Below are 16,427 nucleotides of genomic sequence, written 5' to 3'. Positions count from 1 at the left end.
ATCGGACTGTCCGGCCCCATCCGTCTGCTCTACATCGACGACGACCGCGGCCTGTCGCGGCTGGTCGAGAAGGAACTGACCCGCCACGGCTACGCCGTCACCTGCGCCCCGGACGGCGACGCAGGGTTGGAGCTGCTCGCCGCCAACCAGTACGACATCTGCGCCCTGGACCACTATATGCCCAGCCGGGACGGTCTGGACGTCCTGCCGGACATCCTGGCCCTGCCGGCGCCGCCGCCCGTGGTCTATGTGACGGGGGCCCAGGACGGGCGGATCGCCGTCGCCGCCCTGCGCGCCGGCGCCGCAGACTATGTCATCAAGGACGTGTCCGAGGACTTCACCGCCCTGCTGCGGTCGGCCCTCGAGGACGCCCTGTTGCGTCGGCGGCTTCAGCGCGAGAACGAGATCGCCCAGGAAGAGATCCGTCTGGCCCGCGACCGCGCCGAGGCCATGCTGCGCGAGGTCAATCACCGCGTCGGCAATTCGCTGCAGCTGGTGTCCAGCTTCATGTCGCTGCAGATGCGCCACATCAGCGATGAAGGCGCGCGCGAGGCTCTGCGTGAATCCCAGGCGCGGATCGAGGCCGTGGCCCACGTCCATCGCCGCCTCTACACCTCCGGCGACATGAGCCGGGTGGCCATGGACGAATATCTGCAAGGCCTGATGGACGAGCTGTCCAAGTCGCTGGGGCCCGGCGAAGGTTCGCCGCGTCTGGTCGTCGACGCCGCTCCCCTTTGGGTCACCACGGACCAGGCCGTGTCCCTGGGCGTCGTCGTCGCCGAATTGGTCACCAATGCGGTGAAGTACGCCTATCAGCCTGGGCAGGGCGGGGAGATCCGCATCAGCCTGAAGCCGGACGGCGAGCATCGCGCCCTGTTGACGGTCGAAGACGACGGTCCGGGTCTGGGAGACGGAACACCCAAGGGCACCGGCCTGGGCGGCAAGATCATTTCGGCCATGGCCTCGGGCCTGCGCTCAGCCGTCGAGTTCGACGCGGCGCACAAGGGCGTGCGCGCCAAATTGGCGTTCGACCTCTAAGGTCGGATCTGCATCATGCTCCAGTTCGGCCTTCGTAATCCCGCGCTCGACTATCGCCACCGCGCCACGGCCTTCGGCGTGGTGGAGCGCGACGGCCTGATCGCCTGCGTCCGGGTCGAACGAGCGGCCGGCGCCTATTTCGATCTTCCCGGCGGGGCGGTGGATGGCGAGGAGACCGAGGTCGAGGCCCTGGTGCGCGAGTTCGTCGAGGAAACCGGCCTGTCTGTGACGCCTCTGAACCGCATCGCCGAGGCGGGCCAGTATCATCTGAAAAGCACCGGCGAGCCCCTCTGCAACGTCGGCGGCTTCTGGACCGCGACGGTCACGGCCGAGAACCCCCAGGCCAAGTGCGAGGACGATCACACCCTGGTCTGGCTGGACCCGACCGTGGCTTTGTCGCGTCTGCGCCACGACTCCCACGCCTGGGCGGTCGCGGTGTGGCTGCGTCGGGCAAGCTGAGCCTTACGGAACGGCCCGGACCCGCTCCCGTTTCTCCTTCACCTTGCAGCGCCATCGCGGCGTCGCTCGAAACAGGAGAATTCCCATGCCAGATCAAGACCGTATTGAAGGCTCCGCCAAGAATGTCGGCGGCAAGATCAAGGAAGGCGTCGGCAAGATGACCGGCGATTCCAAGCTTCAGGCTGAGGGCAAGGCGGACCAGGTCGAAGGCAAGGTCCAAAACACCGTCGGCGGCGTGAAGGACAGTCTGCGCGACAATCGCAACTGACGCGACCGACTATTCAAAGACGTTCAACGCCGTCCGCGATCGCGGGCGGCGTTTTCGTTCGGGTCAGTCATTGCCCCATAGCTTCAGCGTCAGCCCCTTGTCCTCGGTCGTCCCCACCGGTCGGCATTCCGAACTGAAGCCGCCCCGTTCGGGACGGGGGCGGCAATCCACCTCCTTGGGCCGGGGAGAGTCGGTCGGCGCCCGCGACTGAGGGCCGCACTGCAGGCCGTAGGACGAGCCGCCCTGGGCCGCCTGGGCCATCTGGCAGTCGCCCGCCATCCCCTCAGGGCGCAGGGCGTCGGGCAGATCCGGCCCCAGAGCCAGGGCCAGCTGGGCGCGAACCTCGGCCTGACAGACTTCCAGCGATCTCGCGCCGCGCAGCTGCGGGCTGCACCGCGCCCGCTCATAGCCGAACGGATCGGCGAGACCCCATTCCGGAACATTGTGGGCGGGACGCGGCGGCGGGGCTTCGGCGGCGGGCGGCGCCTCCCACACCACGGTCGGGGCGGCCTGTTGGGCCAGAAGAAGCAGGGCGAAGGCGGCGAGCATGTCTCTGGCCTCTTTCACAATCCACGGGGCGGCTCGCCCCGCAGGCGAACCTACCTTGTCAGCGCCCGCATCGCCTTGTCGAGCCCTTCCAGCGTCAGGGGGAACATTCGGTCCTCCATCAGCTCCCGCAACAGGCCAACCGAGGCGGTGTAGCTCCAATACCGTTCCTGCACCGGGTTCAGCCAGACCGACTTGTCCCACTGCTGACGGGCTCGCTTCATCCACACCGCCCCGGCCTCCTCGTTCCAGTGTTCGACCGAACCACCGGGCATGGTGATCTCATAGGGGCTCATGGTCGCATCGCCGACGAAGATGGCGCGCCAGTCGCCGGGGTATTTGTGCAGCAGGTCCCAGGTGGCGATCCGCTCGGTGTGACGCCGCCGGTTGTCTTTCCAGACGCCTTCGTACAGGCAGTTGTGGAAATAGAAGAATTCCAGGTTCTTGAACTCGGTCCGGGCGGCCGAGAACAGCTCCTCCACCAGCTTGATGTGGCCGTCCATCGAGCCGCCGATGTCCAGGAACAGCAGCACCTTGATCGTGTTGCGTCGCTCTGGCCGCATCTGGATGTCCAGCCAGCCCTGGCGCGCCGTGCCGTCGATGGTGCCGTCGATGTCCAGCTCTTCCGCCGCCCCCTCGCGCGCGAACCGGCGCAGGCGACGCAAGGCGACCTTGATGTTGCGCGTGCCCAGTTCGACCGTGTCGTCCAGGTTCCTGAACTCGCGCTTTTCCCAGACCTTGACCGCCCGACCCTGTCGTCCGGGGCCGCCGATCCGCACGCCCTCGGGATTATAGCCGCCGTGGCCGAAGGGACTGGTCCCGCCCGTGCCGATCCATTTTGAGCCGCCGGAATGGCGTTCCTTCTGCTCCTCCAGCCGCTGTTTCAGCGTCTCCATCAGCTTGTCGAACCCGCCGAGCGCCTCGATCTGGGCCTTTTCCTCGTCGGTCAGATATTTCTCGTTGAGCAGCCGCAGCCATTCCTCGGGGATGTCGGTGGTCAGGTCCTCGCCCGCCCCGACAGATTCCACGCCCTTGAATACGGTCCCGAACACCTGGTCGAACCGGTCATAGTGTTTCTCGTCCTTGACCAGGACGGCTCGCGACAGGTGATAGAAGGCCTCGACCTCGCGGCCCGCCAGATCGCGGTCCATGGCCTCCATCAGATGAAGCCATTCCTTCATCGACACCGGAACCTTGGCGTCGCGCAGGGCGGTGAAGAAGGGCAGGAGCATCAGGCTTCACCCAGGCTGCGGAGCGCCGCGTCCAGTTGTGGCAGACTGACGCTGGCGATCAGCCAGAGGACTTCCGGCTTCAACGTTTCGTAGCTGTGCGCCACTCGATTTCGGAGACTGACGATGTCGGGCCATGGAATGTCCGGCAGTCGCGTCTTTACGGCGTCGCTCAGGAAGCGGGCGCATTCGCCTGTCCGCAACAGGTTCATGCAGACGGCGTCATAGACCAGGGTTTGACACATGAAGCCTTCCCGGCCTTCAGGCGCAATGTAGGATTTTACACGGCTTGCGGCGTCCCGGATTTCGGCTATCAGGATCGCATCGGCTTCGTCAGACAAGGATCAGGTCTTTCTCGACCTTCGTCCTGACATAGGGCCGCATGACTTCCCACGAACAGAACTCGACCGGCGTTTCCAGTCTTTCCGAAAGCAGACGCTCCGTCGTTAGAAACTCGATGCCCATCGGTCTCGAGGTGTCCACCAGCAAATCCACGTCGCTGTCCGGTCCCGCCTCGTCGCGGGCGTAGCTGCCGAACAGGCGCAGGTTGACGATGCCCTGCTCTTCCAGCCAGGGCTTAAGCTCACGCAGCTTTTCCAGCAGTTCGGCGCGGGTCATGGCCGGATCATAGTCTATCCGCGCCGCAAGATGAACTCGTGGTCGCGCCAGGCGCCGACCGGGTATTCATATTCGCCCGCCTTCTCGAACCCATAGGCGGCGTACAGGCGCTGAGCCTTTTCGTTGCCGCTCCAGACGCCGATCCAGAGCGGGCCGCCCGTGTTGGCCTCCATCCAGTCCAGCGACAGGGTCAGCAGCTTCGTGCCCAGGCCCAGGCCCTGGGCGGCCTTGGACACATACAGGCGGCGCAGCTCCATATGCTCCGGCCGCGCCTCGGGGTGGGGCAGGCCGTTGGGACCGGCGTTGGCGAAGGCCAGGAGTTCGCCGTCCCGCTCGGCCACCCACCAGGCTGCGTTGGGTTCGGCCAGCTTTTTCCGTGTCGGTTCGGGATCGAAGCTGGCGTCCAGAAAGGCCGTGAGGTCCGCCTCGGGGTAGGGAATGCCGAAGCCGGTCACGAAGGTCTCGACGAAGGTCCGACGCCCCAGGGCGCCCAGGGCTTCGGCGTCTCCGGGGCGGGGGGTGCGGATCAGGATCTCGGTCATGACCCGCCCCTTAGCCTCAGAAGCCGTCCAGCGCGACCTTGCCGATCGTCGAGCCGCTTTCCAACTGGCGATGCCCGTCTAGAAGGGTCTCGACCGAAAGCCGGCCCAGGTTGCGGGTCAGGGTGGTGCGGATGGCGCCGGCGTCGACCGCCTCCGACACGGCGTTCAGGATTTCGTGCTGCCGGATCATGTCGGGGGTCTGGTGGACCGGGCGGGTGAACATGAACTCCCACACGAAACCGGCCGCCTTCTGCTTCAGCAGTTCGACCGGCAGACCCTTGAAGTCGTCAATGGCGCCGATGACCCCCTGGGGCGCCACGGCGCGGGCCAGGGCCTCGAAATGGCCGGCCGTGTGGGTCAGGGATGCGATATATTTCGGCGCCCGTTCGCCGGCTTCCGTCAGGGCTTCGTCGATGGGGCGGGAATGGTCGATGACGGCGTCCGCCCCCAGGTCCAGGCACCATTGGCGGGTTTCAGGGCGAGAGGCGGTGGCGACGACACGCAGTTTCGTCATGGCCTTGGCGATCTGGATCAGGATGGACCCGACCCCGCCGGCGCCGCCGACGATCAACAGGCTCTCGTCCTCGTGCCGGTCCGCCTTCATTCGGTCGAACAGCAGTTCCCAGGCGGTGATGGCGGTCAGGGGCAGGGCGGCGGCCTCGACAAAGTTCAACGACCGGGGCTTGCGGCCCACGATCCGTTCGTCCACCGCCTGACGTTCGGCGTTCGAGCCGGGGCGGTCGATCTGGCCGGCGTAGAAGACCTCGTCTCCGACCTTGAACAGGCTGACGTCGGCGCCGACGCCGATCACCACGCCTGCGGCGTCATAGCCTAGGATGCTGGGCTGGTCCGGCTGCCGACTGCTGCGCACCTTTGTGTCCACGGGGTTCAGGCTGACGGCCTTGACTGCAACAAGCAGATCCCGCGGGCGCAGCTCAGGCTCGGCGGCCTCGAACGCGATCAGGGCGGCGGGATCGGAAACGGGGCGGGGGCCGGTCGTGCCGATGGCCTTCATGACAATGCTCCTTGGTTTGTGTCGTCGCGCCCCACATCGCCTTCAGCTACATTCGGCGCAAGAACGGCATTTTTCTGTATGTAGTACCCGAATGGATACCGTCTTTTCCGAAACCTTCGTGGCGCCGCCTCGAAACGTACGGCCGGGTGAATGCGTCGTCGACGCCGCCCTCAATCTGATCGGCGGCAAGTGGAAGGGCGTGATCGTCTATCATCTGCTCGACGGCCCCCTGCGGTTCAGTCAGGTGAAACGTCATCTTCCCGGCGTCACTCAGCGGATGCTGACAAAGCAGTTGCGCGAGCTGGAGGCGGCGGGACTGGTGCATCGGACGGTCTATGCTCAGGTTCCGCCCCGCGTCGATTACCGCCTGACGGGGGCGGGGCGGACGCTGTCTCCGGTCATTCTCGCCCTGCGCGCCTGGGGCGAGGCTCATCTGCGCATGGAGGTTGAGACATGAGCGGCCTTCCGGTCTTCACCCACGCCTCGATGCCGGCCCATGCGCTGGTCGCCCCCCCATGCGGCGCGCGATCCGCTGGCGCACCCGTCGCTCGAGGCCGAGGATTTCACCTGGGCGACCTGCGCGGTTCGGGGAAACGCGCGCCGGACCTGTTCGGGCAAGGTTGTGTCCGCGCGCGAGGGCGGTTACGACCTTGAAGGACCAGGCCGCTCCGCGGTCGCACACGTCGCCGCGCTCGGGGAGGATTAGGACGTATAAGGCCTTGAAACCTTAAGGTTCGTCCCATCGCCATGTCAGCCCCCGCCCTGTCCCTCGATTCGACTGAAGAGACCGCCGTTCAGGTGGGCGGCTCTGTTGGCGCGCCTGCCGCGAGGGGCGTCCGGCCCGGCGCCATCATCCTGACGCGCCACGGCGAACCCGCCCTGTCGCGCAAGTGCCTGATCACTGCCCGCGAGTACGGAGACTGGTGGGCGAAGTACGAGGTCGGCGGTCTGCTGGCGGGCCAGACGCCCCCGCCCGAACTGGTCGCCGCCGCCCAGGGCGCCGGCGCCATCTACGCCTCCACCCGCCAGCGGGCCCAGGAGACGGCCGCCGCCGTCGTCGCCGGGCGGGAAGTGATGTCGGACGTCATGTTCATCGAGGCGCCCCTGCCGCCGCCGCCGATCCCCGACTGGATCAAGCTGTCGCCGAAATGGTGGGGGGTGGTGTCGCGCTTCTGGTGGCACGCCTTCGATCATCACGGCGGCCAGGAGACCCGGGCCCAGGCCGAGGTTCGCGCCGAACAGGCGGCCCGCAAGCTGATCGCCCGCGCCGAGACCGGCCAGGACGTCCTGGTCTTCGCCCACGGCTATTTCAACCATATGGTCGGCGCGCGTCTGAAGGCCGACGGGTGGAAACTGGTGCATAACCAGGGCTTCAAATACTGGTCGCAGCGCCGTTACGAAAAACGCTAGCCGCATAACCGTTGATGCGGGGCGACCGGGTCTTTAGGGTCGCGCGCCATGACCGACGCCGCACCCGCCATTCCCGCCGACCTCAGCTTCGAAGACGCGCTGCAGCGTCTGGAGACCATCGTCTCGCGCCTGGAATCCGGCCAGGCCCCGCTGGAGGAATCCATCGCCCTGTACGAAGAGGGCGCCCGGCTGAAGGCCCATTGCGAGGCGCGTCTGAAGGCGGCCCAGCTGCGGGTCGAAAAGATCGTGGTCGGGCCGGACGGCCAGGCCAAGGGCGTTGAGGCGGCGTCGTTCGAATGAAGCCGCATCGTCCTCTTGCGGCCAAGGGCGGTCGATCGTCTTGAACCGGGTCATCGCCGCCAATTCGCCCGAGCAGGCCGTGATCGACCGGGTCGCCGAGGTCGCCGATCTGGTGACGGTGGCGCTGGATGAGCTGTTGCCGCGCGCGGAAGGGCCGGAATCCCGCCTGACCGAGGCCATGCGCTATGCGGCCCTGGGACCGGGCAAACGGCTGCGGCCCTTTTTCGCCCTTGAGGCGGCGCGGCTGTTCGACATCGACGCGCGGTCGGTGCTGCGCGCCGCCTGCGCCCTGGAATGCGTCCATGCCTACAGCCTGGTCCACGACGACCTGCCCTGTATGGACGACGACGACATGCGGCGCGGCCGCCCGACCGTCCACCGCGCCTATGACGAGGCCACGGCGGTCCTGGCCGGCGACGCGCTTCAGACGGCGGCCTTCGACATCATTCTGCACGAGGACACCCACGACGATCCCGCCGTCCGCTGCGAACTGGCGGCCCGGCTGTCGCTGGCCTCGGGCGCGCGGGGCATGGCGGGCGGCCAGATGATCGACCTGTTGGGCGTGCGCGACGACCTGGGCGGGGTCGCCCGGATGCAACGTCTGAAGACCGGCGCCCTGTTCGCCTATGCCTTCGAGATTCCGCTGATCATCGCCGAGGCTTCGGCCCAGCATCAGCACGCCCTGATCAGCTTCGCCCACGACGTCGGCCTGGCCTATCAGATCGTCGACGACATTCTGGACGCCGAGGGTTCGGCCGAGGAAATGGGCAAGGCCGCCGGCGGCAAGGACGCGGCCCTGGGCAAGACCAATTTCGTCACCCTGTTGGGGCTGGACGAGGCGCGACAGAGGGTCGCGCTGTTGTCCGATCAGGCTCGCGCCCACCTGGAGTCCTTTGGCGATGAGGCGGAAATCCTCAAGGCGAGCGTGGACTTTGTGCTAAGGCGCCGGTCCTGATACGAAACGTCGACCGCCCTCGCGGGTTGATTGATCAGACTACCAAGGTTTTCCCGGCTGATGCCCGACACCCCGCTTCTCGACACCGTCAAGTTTCCCGCCGACATGCGGGGCTTTGACATCGCCCAGCTCAAGCAGCTGGCGGAAGAAGTGCGAGCCGAGACCATCGACGCCGTCTCGGTGACCGGCGGCCATCTGGGCGCGGGCCTGGGGGTGGTCGAGCTGACCACGGCGCTTCACCATGTGTTCGAGACGCCCAAGGACATCCTGATCTGGGACGTCGGCCATCAGTGCTATCCGCACAAGATCCTGACCGGGCGTCGCGATCGCATCCGCACCCTGCGCCAGGGCGGCGGTCTGTCCGGCTTCACCAAGCGCAGCGAGAGCGAATACGATCCCTTCGGCGCCGCCCACGCCTCGACCTCGATCAGCGCCGCCCTGGGCTTCGCCGCCGCGCGCGACCAGAAGGGGGAAAAGAACAAGGTGGTCGCCGTCATCGGCGACGGCTCCATGTCGGCCGGCATGGCCTATGAGGCGATGAACAATGCGGCCGAGGCCACCAGCGGCCAGCTGATGGTCATACTGAACGACAACGACATGTCCATCGCCCCGCCGGTGGGCGGCATGAGCGCCTATTTAGCCGGTCTGGTGTCCGGCGGCGCCTATCAGAACGTTCGCCGCCTGGGCCGTTCGTTCGCCCAGCACCTGCCGCGTCCGTTCCGCAACGCCGCCAAGAAGGCCGAGGAATACGCCCGTGGGATGGTGACGGGCGGCACCTTCTTCGAAGAGCTGGGCTTCTACTATGTCGGCCCCATCGACGGTCACGACATGGAGAACCTGGTCCCGATCCTGAAGAAGGCGGCGGCCATCGAGGACCGGCCGGTTCTGGTCCATGTCGTGACGCAGAAGGGCAAGGGCTACGCCCCCGCCGAGAGCAGCGCCGACAAACTTCATGCGGTCGTCAAGTTCGACGTGGTCTCGGGCAAGCAGACCAAGGCCGTCTCCAACGCCCCCAGCTACACCAAGGTGTTCGGGACCGAACTGATCAAACACGCCAAGGCCGATCCGTCGATCGTCGCCATCACCGCCGCCATGCCCTCGGGCACGGGGCTGGACCTGTTCGGCCAGGCCTTCCCCGACCGCACCTATGACGTCGGCATCGCCGAACAGCACGCCGTCACCTTCGCCGCCGGCCTGGCCGCCGACGGGATGAAGCCGGTCTGCGCCATCTATTCCACCTTCCTCCAGCGCGGCTATGACCAGGTCGTCCACGACGTGGCGATCCAGTCCCTGCCGGTGCGGTTTGCCATGGACCGAGCCGGTCTGGTCGGCGCCGACGGGGCGACCCACGCCGGATCGTTCGACATCGGCTTCATGGGGGCCTTGCCCGGCATGGTGCTGATGGCCGCCGCCGACGAGGCCGAACTGGCGGGCATGATCTCGACCAGCCTGGCCATCGACGACCGCCCCAGCGCCTTCCGCTATCCGCGCGGCGACGGCGTCGGGGTCGAGATCCCGGACCTGGCCGCTCCGTTCGAGATCGGCCGCGGCCGGATCGTGCGCGAGGGGACCGCCGTCGCCATCCTGTCCCTGGGCACCCGACTTCAGGAAGCGCTGAAGGCCGCTGACCTGCTGGCGGCGCGCGGCGTGTCCGCCACCGTCGCCGACGCCCGTTTCGCCAAGCCGCTGGACGCCGATCTGATCCTGCGCCTGGCCCGCGAGCACGAGGCCCTGATCACGGTGGAGGAGGGGGCCATGGGCGGCTTCGGCGCCTTCGTCCTGCAACTGCTGGCGGAGAAGGGCGCCCTGGATCGCGGGCTGAAGGTCCGCACACTGAACCTGCCCGACGTCTTCCAGGATCAGGACACGCCGGCGGCCATGTACGCCCAGGCCGGGCTGAACGCCGACCATATCGCCGCCGCCGCCCTCCAGGCGCTGGGCCTCGCGGCGGCGCGGGCCGTTCGCGCCTGACGCCCCCGCCCGTGGTCGCCGGCGTTCCAACCCGGCCGGCCGGGCCGGCCTTCCTCTTCGGCTACGCCGTCGCCTATATCGGCGGCTTCATCGGCGTGGCGCCCCTGCTTCAGGTGCTTGCGCCTCTCCACGCCGAGCTTATCGGCGGCGAGGCCAAAGGCCCCCTGCTCAGTCAGGCCCTGTTCTGGGGCTGTATGGCGGCCGGGGTCGGCAACATCATCGGCGGCGCCCTCAGCGACCGCACCCGGTCCAGACACGGGCGCAGACGGCCCTGGATCATCATCGGCGCGGTGCTGACGATCGCCAGCTACGCCGGCCTTCATCGCGCATCGACACCCGTCGGCTTCGTTCTGGCGCTCGTCGGGTTTCAACTGGCGTTCAACATCCTGCTGGCGCCGCTCCTGGCCCTCTTCGCTGATCGGGTGCCGGAAAACCGGCGCAGCGCCATGTCGGCCGTCATGGGCATGGGCTATCCTCTGGCCGCCATGATCGGGTCGGTGGTCATGGCCTGGGGACCGCAGGGCGAGGCGGCGCGGCTGGCGGTCCTGGCCGCCGTCGTCGCGGCGGCCACCGTGCCCTTCGCCCTGCTGTCGCGCGAAGATCCGCCGCCGTCGGCGCAGGTCCGCCCGGTGTTTTCGGGCTTCTCCCTGGCGAGCCTGCTCAGGCCCTTTGCAACCCGCGACTTCAGCCTGGCCTGGTCCTATCGTTTCCTGGTCGTCACCGGCTATTCGCTGGTGGCCTTTTATCTGCTCTTCTACATCGCCGACGCCATCGGCTTTGCTCGGCTGTTCCCCGGCCGGACGGCTGAGGCGGGTCATTCCCTTGTCACCGCCATCGCCGTGGTCGGGGTGGTCGCGGTCAGCGCCGTGGTCGCCGTCAACGGGTCGCGTGTGACGCGGCGAAAGCCCCTGGGGGTGACGGGGGCGGTCCTGTTGACGATCGCAGCGGCCGTCATGGCGGCGACCCCGGACTGGACCCTGGTCCTGATCGCCTTCGCCCTCTATGGCCTGGGCCAAGGCTGCTACGGCGCCGTCGATATCGCCTTGATGACCGACGTCCTTCCCTCGGCTCAGGATCGGGGCAAGGATCTGGGCCTGATCAACCTGGCCGTGACCCTGCCCCAGGCGATCGCCCCCTTGATCGCCCTGGTCCTGTTGGAGCGGCTGGATCTGGGCTTGCGCAGCCTGTTCGTGGCCGCCGCCCTGTGTTTCTTGGGAGCTGCCCTTGCGGTGGCGGCGATCAGGCGGGTGCGGTGACGTCTTCCAACGGCCCCAGGCCCGTCTCAGTCCGCGCCAGACGATAGCGTTTCAGCGTACGGTTCTCATACGGCTTGGCCAGGATGGTGGAGACGGTGCGCAGTTCGCCGACGGCCTGATCCCGCTCCAGGGTCAGCAGCACGAAACCCTTGGCCGACTGGTCGCAGAACTTGACCTCGGGATTGGCGGCTTGCAGCGCCAGACCCAGGGGCAGGCCGCCGACATGGTCGCCGGGCGAGGGGCTGGAAATGGCCGAGGTTCCGAACTCGACCGCCCGGCGCTCCCCTCCGTTGTCATACAGTTCATTGACCCAGAAGGCGTGGCTGTCGCCGGCCAGGACGATGGGCTCGACCCCCGCCTGTTTCATGGTCTCGTACAGACGCTCGCGTCCGGCCGGATAGCCGTCCCAGCTGTCCAGGTTGAACGGCAGGCCCAGTCTGAACAGCTGGATGGCGGTCTCGACCTGGGGGCGGACGTCGTCGGGCAGGCCGGAGACCATCTGGGCCAGCTGGGCGGGGGGCACCATCTGTTCAATGTTCGGCCCCTTGACCCGGGCCATAATGACCTGATTACCCAGGATCTGCCACGGCCGGCCGGCGGCCTTGGACTGGCGCATGGCCTCGCCCAGCCAGCGGCGCTGGGGCTCGCCCAGCAGATCGCGCGACGGGTCCTGGCGCTGGGCCTCGAAGGCGTCGAGGTCCGGCCGCCCGTCGGCGGTCTTGGGAATGTCGGCGAACTCCATCTGTTCGACGCGGGCCAGCAGCCGGGTCTCGACCATATGCAGGCTGGCCAGGTCGCCGAAGTGGAAGCTGCGGTTGATCGCCTCCTTCATGGTCCCGGGGCGGGCTTCGCGGATCGGCATCCATTCGAAATAGGCCCGTAGAGCCGCCGCCTTGCGCGCGGGGAAGTCGCCTTCGGTCGCGGGCTGATGGTTCTCGGCGCCTCGCATCCAGGTGTCGTTGGCGACCTCGTGGTCGTCCCAGACGCAGATGAAGGCGGCGCGGGCGTGGGCGGCCTGAAGGTCGGGATCGGTCTTGTACTGGGCGTGGCGCGTTCGATAGTCGGCCAGGCTGACGATCTCATGCGGCGGCAGGGGCGACCGGCCCAGCGGCGCACCGGTATTCATGCCGTAGTCGTTCGGAGCGGCGCCGTATTCATAGATGTAGTCGCCGAGGTGGACGACGGCGTCCAGTCGATCCAACTGGGAGATGGCCTCATAGGCGTTGAACAGGCCGCCCGGATACAGCTGGCACGACACCACGGCGAGGTTCACCTGGGGCGTGGCGCCCAGAGGAAGGGTGCGGACCCGACCGACGGGCGAGGTCACGCCGCGGGCGATGAACCGGTAGAAATACTCATGGCCGGGCTCCAGGCCGCGCCCATGCAGATCGTGTTTGACGGTGAAGTCGCGCTCGGCCCGGGCGGTCAGGTCGGCGGTGCGGCGCACCATGTCGGTGAATTCGGCGTCCTTGGCCACTTCCAGAACGACCGGGATATCCCCGGCCGACGGATCGGCCGGGGTGACGCGGGTCCAGAAGACGGCCGAATGATGATCGGGATCGCCGCTCGCCACGCCGTGCAGGAAGGCGACCTGACCGGCATGGGCGGCCTGGGCGACGGCGGGCGTCGCCGCCCCCGCGCCCAACAGACCTAGGAGGCTGCGGCGATCCAGTTTCATCGTTCGATCCTTACAGCTTCAGCTTGAACACCAGACCATAGGCCGCCGGACGACCGGCGATGAAGGTCGGCATGCCCAGGGCGTCGCCGGTGTTGCCGGCGTCCTTGATGTACTTCTCGTCCAGGACGTTTTCGCCGAAGGCTTCGAGGCCCCAGTTTCCGCCTTCCGGCGTATAGCGGACCCGAATGTTCAGCAGGCCATAGGCGTCCTGATATTCGTCCTGGATCAGGTCCGCGACGAAGTTCTGCGTTTGCAGGGCGGGGATGTCGTTGTCGTCGCTGAAGAAGACCTTGGACTGCCAGGTGTAGGTCGGCTGGACCTCGATCTCGCCGCCCGTCGTCGGCAGGCGCCAGGTCGCGCCGATCGAGGCGGCGTGGTCAGGCGACAGGCGGAACTGATTTCCGTCGTAGATGCCGTTCTCGAAGCGCGAGTGGTTGTAGGCATAGGTGGCGAACAGGTCCAAGGTCGAGGCCACGGCGAAGTTCGCCTGACCTTCGAAGCCGTAAGACTTGGCCTCGCCCGCGTTCGTCGTGATGAACTGCGTGCCTTGCTGAATCGTCGTTTGGAAGTTTTCGTAGTTGTACAGGAAGACCGCGCCGTCGACGCGCAGGCGGCCGTCCAGCAGTGCCGACTTGGCGCCGACCTCATAGCTGTCCACGGTTTCCGCATCGACCGGGGTGAAGCGCGCCGCGCCGCTGGGCGCGGACGGCCCCGAGGCGCTGATGACTTCCGGGCGACGACCGCGGGCGTAGTTGGCGTACAGATTGGTCTCGTCGGTCAGTTCATAGCGGGCCGTGAGGCGCCAGGTCAGGCCGTCGTCTTCCGAGTCGAAGTAGGAGAAGTCGCCGTTGTTGGTCGTCGGCTGGGCGGTCAAACCGAACAGCGGGAAGAGGCCGGCGGGCAGGGCGGCGAAGCTCGGATTGGCTAGGGCCGCCAGGAAGCTGGGAACCTGGGTGGCGGGAACGGCGCCGGTCTGAAGACCCAGAAGAGCGCCCAGGGCCGAACGGCGCTCCACCGAACTGGCGTAGCCGGTGGTCTTGTCGTCGCGGGTGTAACGCAGGCCCGCCGACATCTCGAACCGGTCGGTGAAGGCGTAGGTGACGTCGCCGAAGACGTCATAGGAGGTCAGCTCCGACCGGTTGGTCGAGGTCTCGATATGGGCCGGGTCAAGATTGGCGGCGATCGGCGTGGCCAGGGCGCCCGCGCCCAGGGGCGTCAACAGGGCGGCCAGGGCGCCGCGCGCCACGGTGGGATAGGCGGCGAGCGGCAGGGTGCGGTCGCCGACCGTCGTCGGCGAACCGTCCAGCAGGCCGGCCAGCTGGGCCAGGGCCAGGCGTTCGTCGAACTGGGCCGGGGTGCGCTGATAGCCTTCTTCGTGGAACCAGCCGGCGCCGACAAAGCCGGTCAGGCGGCCGCCGTTGTCGAAGCCCAGGCGCAGGTCCTGGCTCCATTGTTCGCCATGGGTCTCTTCCGCCGCCGTCAGGACGGGCAGGGAGACGCCGTCGGCGTCGAAGGTCTCGTAGTTGTCGAACTCGCGATAGGCGGTGGTCGAGTTCAGGGTCCAGGCGGCGTTCAGATTGATCCGGGCCAGACCGGTCAAGCCCCAGACTTCGCGGTCCAGCCCCAGGTCCTTGCCGCCGTCGAAGGCGCCGCCGCGCGTCAGGGCCGCGCCTTCCCAGGGCTCCTTGCCGCCCAGGACGGCCCCCGTGTTCGGGTCGGCCGGCGCATAGGCGATCGACTTGAACGAGGTGCCCGAGGCGTGGTCGTTCTGATAGTTGCCGATCACGTCGAAACGCAGGGCGTCGGACGGGGCCCAGGCGCCGGACAGGCGAACGGCCTTGGTTTCGATGCCGTTGAAATCGTCGCCGCCCCGCAGGTTCTCGACCGAACCGCCGCGGGTCTTCAGCCGGGTCGCCAGGCGCAGGCCGGCGGTCTCGCCGACCGGAAGGTTCAGCGCGCCCTCGATCATGCGATAGTCTTCATTGCCCGCCTCGATATTGGCGTAGGCATCGGTCTGGCCGGGCTGGGCGCGGTTCTGCACCAGATTGACCGCCCCGATCAGGGCGCCGCGGCCGTACAGGGTCGATTGCGGGCCCTTGGCGACTTCGACGCGCGCCAGGTCGAACAGTTCGACATAGGAGCCGCGCGACTTGGAGATCGACACGCCGTCCTGGAACACCGAGACGCGGGGCTCGGCCGTGGCGGCGCCCGAGTCGGAGGTGATGCCGCGCATCACGAAGCCGGGGTTGTTCGGCGACTGGTTCTGCACCAGGAAGCCCGGCACGAAGGCCGACAGCTGTTCGAACTCCTGAATGCCCAGGTCTTCCAGGAACTGGCCGGAATAGGCGGTCAGGGCGAACGGAACCTCGATGGTCTTCTGTTCGCGCAGCTGGGCCGTGACGACGATCTCGTCCAGATCCGTCGGTCCGGCCTCTTGGCTTTGCGCCTGAGCGGCCTGGGCCATGGCCAGGACGCCGCTCAGGGCGGCCGCGGCCATCAGCCGCGTCTTCAGTTCGTTCGCCATCATCATCCCCAACTTGGCTGAATGGCGCTCAGTAGCGGGGGGCGATGTCGTGTGGACGACGAATAGGCGTCGCCTGCGTGACGCTAAGCTTGAAAATCCGCGACAAATCCACCGTGTGCGGAGGCTTTCAGCCTATCAGCCGCCGCGGCCCGCGGCGATGAAGGCGGCGATTGTCGGCCAGGTGTCGCCCCTGGGCCGCATGCTGTCGCAGGCGAAGCTTTTCAGGGCGCCGTAGATGCCGCCGGCCGGGGACGGCTCCCACGGCGTCTCCTCGGAATAGCGGTCGGTCTCCGCCCCGTCGGCCCCGATGGTCACATTCGTCGTCGTGCGCGACTGGCCGTCCGAACAGCGGATCGAAACTTCTTCGATCTCATGGCTTTGATCCGCCGCATCGCCCTGAGACGGCACGCGGGCGAAGCGGGCGGCGACCACGCCGTCCACGGCGTTCAACTGGTCCAGATCGACCAGATAGGCGATCCGATCCGTCGCCGAAAAACGGCTCCAGCTTTCGGCCGCAGCGGATTGGGCCGTCAGAGTCAGGCCGGCGATCAGTGCGAATGTGGCGATTCCGCGCATCATATCCTCCCCAAGAAGAGGCGATTTGATACCCGTGATCGT

General features: G+C 67.3%; 19 protein-coding genes. 10 read left to right on the top strand and 9 right to left on the bottom strand.

The window, feature by feature from the left end; all coding sequences use genetic code 11:
* The 3 genes from JMT67_RS06600 to JMT67_RS06590 all read left to right on the top strand — a co-directional run bounded on the left by JMT67_RS06600 (window position 1) and on the right by JMT67_RS06590 (window position 1,765).
* Window positions 1–1,038 (top strand): sensor histidine kinase, encoded by a 1,038-nt coding sequence (locus JMT67_RS06600; RefSeq protein ID WP_183215240.1) that lies wholly within the window; start codon window positions 1–3, stop codon window positions 1,036–1,038.
* Between the two features lie 15 nt (window positions 1,039–1,053).
* A complete protein-coding gene (locus tag JMT67_RS06595) occupies window positions 1,054–1,497 on the top strand; it encodes an NUDIX domain-containing protein (protein WP_182713277.1) in 444 nt (147 codons plus the stop codon).
* A gap of 85 nt (window positions 1,498–1,582) precedes the next feature.
* Entirely contained in the window at window positions 1,583–1,765 is a 183-nt protein-coding gene (locus tag JMT67_RS06590; protein ID WP_183214992.1) for a CsbD family protein, read from the top strand.
* A gap of 63 nt (window positions 1,766–1,828) precedes the next feature.
* Here JMT67_RS06590 and JMT67_RS06585 read toward each other — a convergent pair whose 3' ends face one another.
* Genes JMT67_RS06585 through JMT67_RS06560 form a run of 6 tightly spaced genes read right to left on the bottom strand, consistent with a single transcriptional unit; the run spans window position 1,829 to window position 5,715 of the window.
* On the bottom strand, window positions 1,829–2,314 hold the full coding sequence (locus JMT67_RS06585; RefSeq protein ID WP_183214991.1) for a hypothetical protein: 486 nt from the start codon (window positions 2,312–2,314) through the stop codon (window positions 1,829–1,831).
* 50 nt (window positions 2,315–2,364) lie between these two features.
* Window positions 2,365–3,543, bottom strand: a complete 1,179-nt coding sequence (locus JMT67_RS06580) for a vWA domain-containing protein (protein ID WP_201463021.1) — start codon at window positions 3,541–3,543, stop codon at window positions 2,365–2,367.
* On the bottom strand, window positions 3,543–3,881 hold the full coding sequence (locus JMT67_RS06575) for a HepT-like ribonuclease domain-containing protein (RefSeq protein ID WP_191554411.1): 339 nt from the start codon (window positions 3,879–3,881) through the stop codon (window positions 3,543–3,545). The genes JMT67_RS06580 and JMT67_RS06575 overlap by 1 nt, the downstream gene beginning before the upstream one ends.
* The gene (locus JMT67_RS06570; RefSeq protein WP_007442198.1) at window positions 3,874–4,158 is read right to left on the bottom strand and encodes a nucleotidyltransferase family protein; all 285 of its coding nucleotides are present in this window, start codon (window positions 4,156–4,158) and stop codon (window positions 3,874–3,876) included. Before JMT67_RS06570 ends, JMT67_RS06575 begins: the two co-directional genes overlap by 8 nt.
* Before the next feature lie 14 nt (window positions 4,159–4,172).
* Window positions 4,173–4,700: a GNAT family N-acetyltransferase gene (locus JMT67_RS06565; RefSeq protein WP_201463020.1), complete on the bottom strand. Its 528-nt coding sequence runs from the start codon at window positions 4,698–4,700 to the stop codon at window positions 4,173–4,175.
* A gap of 16 nt (window positions 4,701–4,716) precedes the next feature.
* Window positions 4,717–5,715 carry a zinc-binding alcohol dehydrogenase family protein gene (locus JMT67_RS06560; protein ID WP_183214987.1) on the bottom strand — a complete coding sequence of 333 codons (999 nt, stop codon included), beginning with the start codon at window positions 5,713–5,715 and terminating at the stop codon, window positions 4,717–4,719.
* A gap of 91 nt (window positions 5,716–5,806) precedes the next feature.
* Here JMT67_RS06560 and JMT67_RS06555 point away from each other — a divergent pair, with 91 nt between their 5' ends.
* From JMT67_RS06555 to JMT67_RS06530, 7 genes are all read left to right on the top strand, one after another.
* A complete protein-coding gene (locus tag JMT67_RS06555; protein ID WP_221233496.1) occupies window positions 5,807–6,172 on the top strand; it encodes a winged helix-turn-helix transcriptional regulator in 366 nt (121 codons plus the stop codon).
* Window positions 6,173–6,211: 39 nt separating this feature from the next.
* Window positions 6,212–6,421, top strand: coding sequence for an arginase family protein (locus JMT67_RS16475; protein WP_325100319.1), 210 nt, complete (start codon window positions 6,212–6,214; stop codon window positions 6,419–6,421).
* 41 nt (window positions 6,422–6,462) lie between these two features.
* Entirely contained in the window at window positions 6,463–7,125 is a 663-nt protein-coding gene (locus JMT67_RS06550) for a histidine phosphatase family protein (RefSeq protein ID WP_183214986.1), read from the top strand.
* Between the two features lie 48 nt (window positions 7,126–7,173).
* Complete coding sequence (locus JMT67_RS06545) at window positions 7,174–7,425, top strand: exodeoxyribonuclease VII small subunit (protein WP_054766482.1); 252 nt, start codon at window positions 7,174–7,176, stop codon at window positions 7,423–7,425.
* Between the two features lie 79 nt (window positions 7,426–7,504).
* The gene (locus tag JMT67_RS06540; RefSeq protein WP_152951165.1) at window positions 7,505–8,380 is read left to right on the top strand and encodes a polyprenyl synthetase family protein; all 876 of its coding nucleotides are present in this window, start codon (window positions 7,505–7,507) and stop codon (window positions 8,378–8,380) included.
* A 60-nt stretch (window positions 8,381–8,440) separates the two neighbouring features.
* Entirely contained in the window at window positions 8,441–10,351 is a 1,911-nt protein-coding gene (gene dxs / locus JMT67_RS06535; RefSeq protein WP_375782435.1) for a 1-deoxy-D-xylulose-5-phosphate synthase, read from the top strand.
* Window positions 10,352–10,362: 11 nt separating this feature from the next.
* Complete coding sequence (locus JMT67_RS06530) at window positions 10,363–11,607, top strand: MFS transporter (RefSeq protein WP_183214985.1); 1,245 nt, start codon at window positions 10,363–10,365, stop codon at window positions 11,605–11,607.
* Here JMT67_RS06530 and JMT67_RS06525 read toward each other — a convergent pair.
* From JMT67_RS06525 to JMT67_RS06515, 3 genes are all read right to left on the bottom strand, one after another.
* Window positions 11,591–13,285, bottom strand: coding sequence for an alkaline phosphatase D family protein (locus JMT67_RS06525; RefSeq protein ID WP_201463019.1), 1,695 nt, complete (start codon window positions 13,283–13,285; stop codon window positions 11,591–11,593). The two genes, JMT67_RS06530 and JMT67_RS06525, sit on opposite strands and share 17 nt — an antisense overlap.
* A gap of 10 nt (window positions 13,286–13,295) precedes the next feature.
* Window positions 13,296–15,809 carry a TonB-dependent receptor gene (locus JMT67_RS06520; RefSeq protein ID WP_201463018.1) on the bottom strand — a complete coding sequence of 838 codons (2,514 nt, stop codon included), beginning with the start codon at window positions 15,807–15,809 and terminating at the stop codon, window positions 13,296–13,298.
* Between the two features lie 135 nt (window positions 15,810–15,944).
* On the bottom strand, window positions 15,945–16,385 hold the full coding sequence (locus JMT67_RS06515; RefSeq protein WP_054767030.1) for a hypothetical protein: 441 nt from the start codon (window positions 16,383–16,385) through the stop codon (window positions 15,945–15,947).
* Between the last annotated feature and the right edge of the window lie 42 nt (window positions 16,386–16,427).

Origin of the sequence: Brevundimonas aurantiaca (assembly GCF_904830995.1) — a bacterium.
Classification (GTDB): Bacteria; Pseudomonadota; Alphaproteobacteria; order Caulobacterales; family Caulobacteraceae; genus Brevundimonas; species Brevundimonas aurantiaca.
This window is presented reverse-complemented; position numbering and strand designations above follow the sequence as displayed.

What these genes read in the sequence shown, in the direction of transcription:
- JMT67_RS06545 (WP_054766482.1), top strand. Translation starts at nt 7,174, where the DNA reads ATGACCGACGCCGCACCCGCCATTCCCGCCGACCTCAGCTTCGAAGAC.
- dxs (WP_375782435.1), top strand. Translation starts at nt 8,441, where the DNA reads ATGCCCGACACCCCGCTTCTCGACACCGTCAAGTTTCCCGCCGACATG.
- JMT67_RS06565 (WP_201463020.1), bottom strand. Translation starts at nt 4,700, where the DNA reads ATGACCGAGATCCTGATCCGCACCCCCCGCCCCGGAGACGCCGAAGCC.
- JMT67_RS06595 (WP_182713277.1), top strand. Translation starts at nt 1,054, where the DNA reads ATGCTCCAGTTCGGCCTTCGTAATCCCGCGCTCGACTATCGCCACCGC.
- JMT67_RS06525 (WP_201463019.1), bottom strand. Translation starts at nt 13,285, where the DNA reads ATGAAACTGGATCGCCGCAGCCTCCTAGGTCTGTTGGGCGCGGGGGCG.
- JMT67_RS06550 (WP_183214986.1), top strand. Translation starts at nt 6,463, where the DNA reads ATGTCAGCCCCCGCCCTGTCCCTCGATTCGACTGAAGAGACCGCCGTT.
- JMT67_RS06555 (WP_221233496.1), top strand. Translation starts at nt 5,807, where the DNA reads ATGGATACCGTCTTTTCCGAAACCTTCGTGGCGCCGCCTCGAAACGTA.
- JMT67_RS16475 (WP_325100319.1), top strand. Translation starts at nt 6,212, where the DNA reads ATGCGCTGGTCGCCCCCCCATGCGGCGCGCGATCCGCTGGCGCACCCG.
- JMT67_RS06520 (WP_201463018.1), bottom strand. Translation starts at nt 15,809, where the DNA reads ATGGCGAACGAACTGAAGACGCGGCTGATGGCCGCGGCCGCCCTGAGC.
- JMT67_RS06580 (WP_201463021.1), bottom strand. Translation starts at nt 3,543, where the DNA reads ATGCTCCTGCCCTTCTTCACCGCCCTGCGCGACGCCAAGGTTCCGGTG.
- JMT67_RS06585 (WP_183214991.1), bottom strand. Translation starts at nt 2,314, where the DNA reads ATGCTCGCCGCCTTCGCCCTGCTTCTTCTGGCCCAACAGGCCGCCCCG.
- JMT67_RS06590 (WP_183214992.1), top strand. Translation starts at nt 1,583, where the DNA reads ATGCCAGATCAAGACCGTATTGAAGGCTCCGCCAAGAATGTCGGCGGC.
- JMT67_RS06515 (WP_054767030.1), bottom strand. Translation starts at nt 16,385, where the DNA reads ATGCGCGGAATCGCCACATTCGCACTGATCGCCGGCCTGACTCTGACG.
- JMT67_RS06560 (WP_183214987.1), bottom strand. Translation starts at nt 5,715, where the DNA reads ATGAAGGCCATCGGCACGACCGGCCCCCGCCCCGTTTCCGATCCCGCC.
- JMT67_RS06570 (WP_007442198.1), bottom strand. Translation starts at nt 4,158, where the DNA reads ATGACCCGCGCCGAACTGCTGGAAAAGCTGCGTGAGCTTAAGCCCTGG.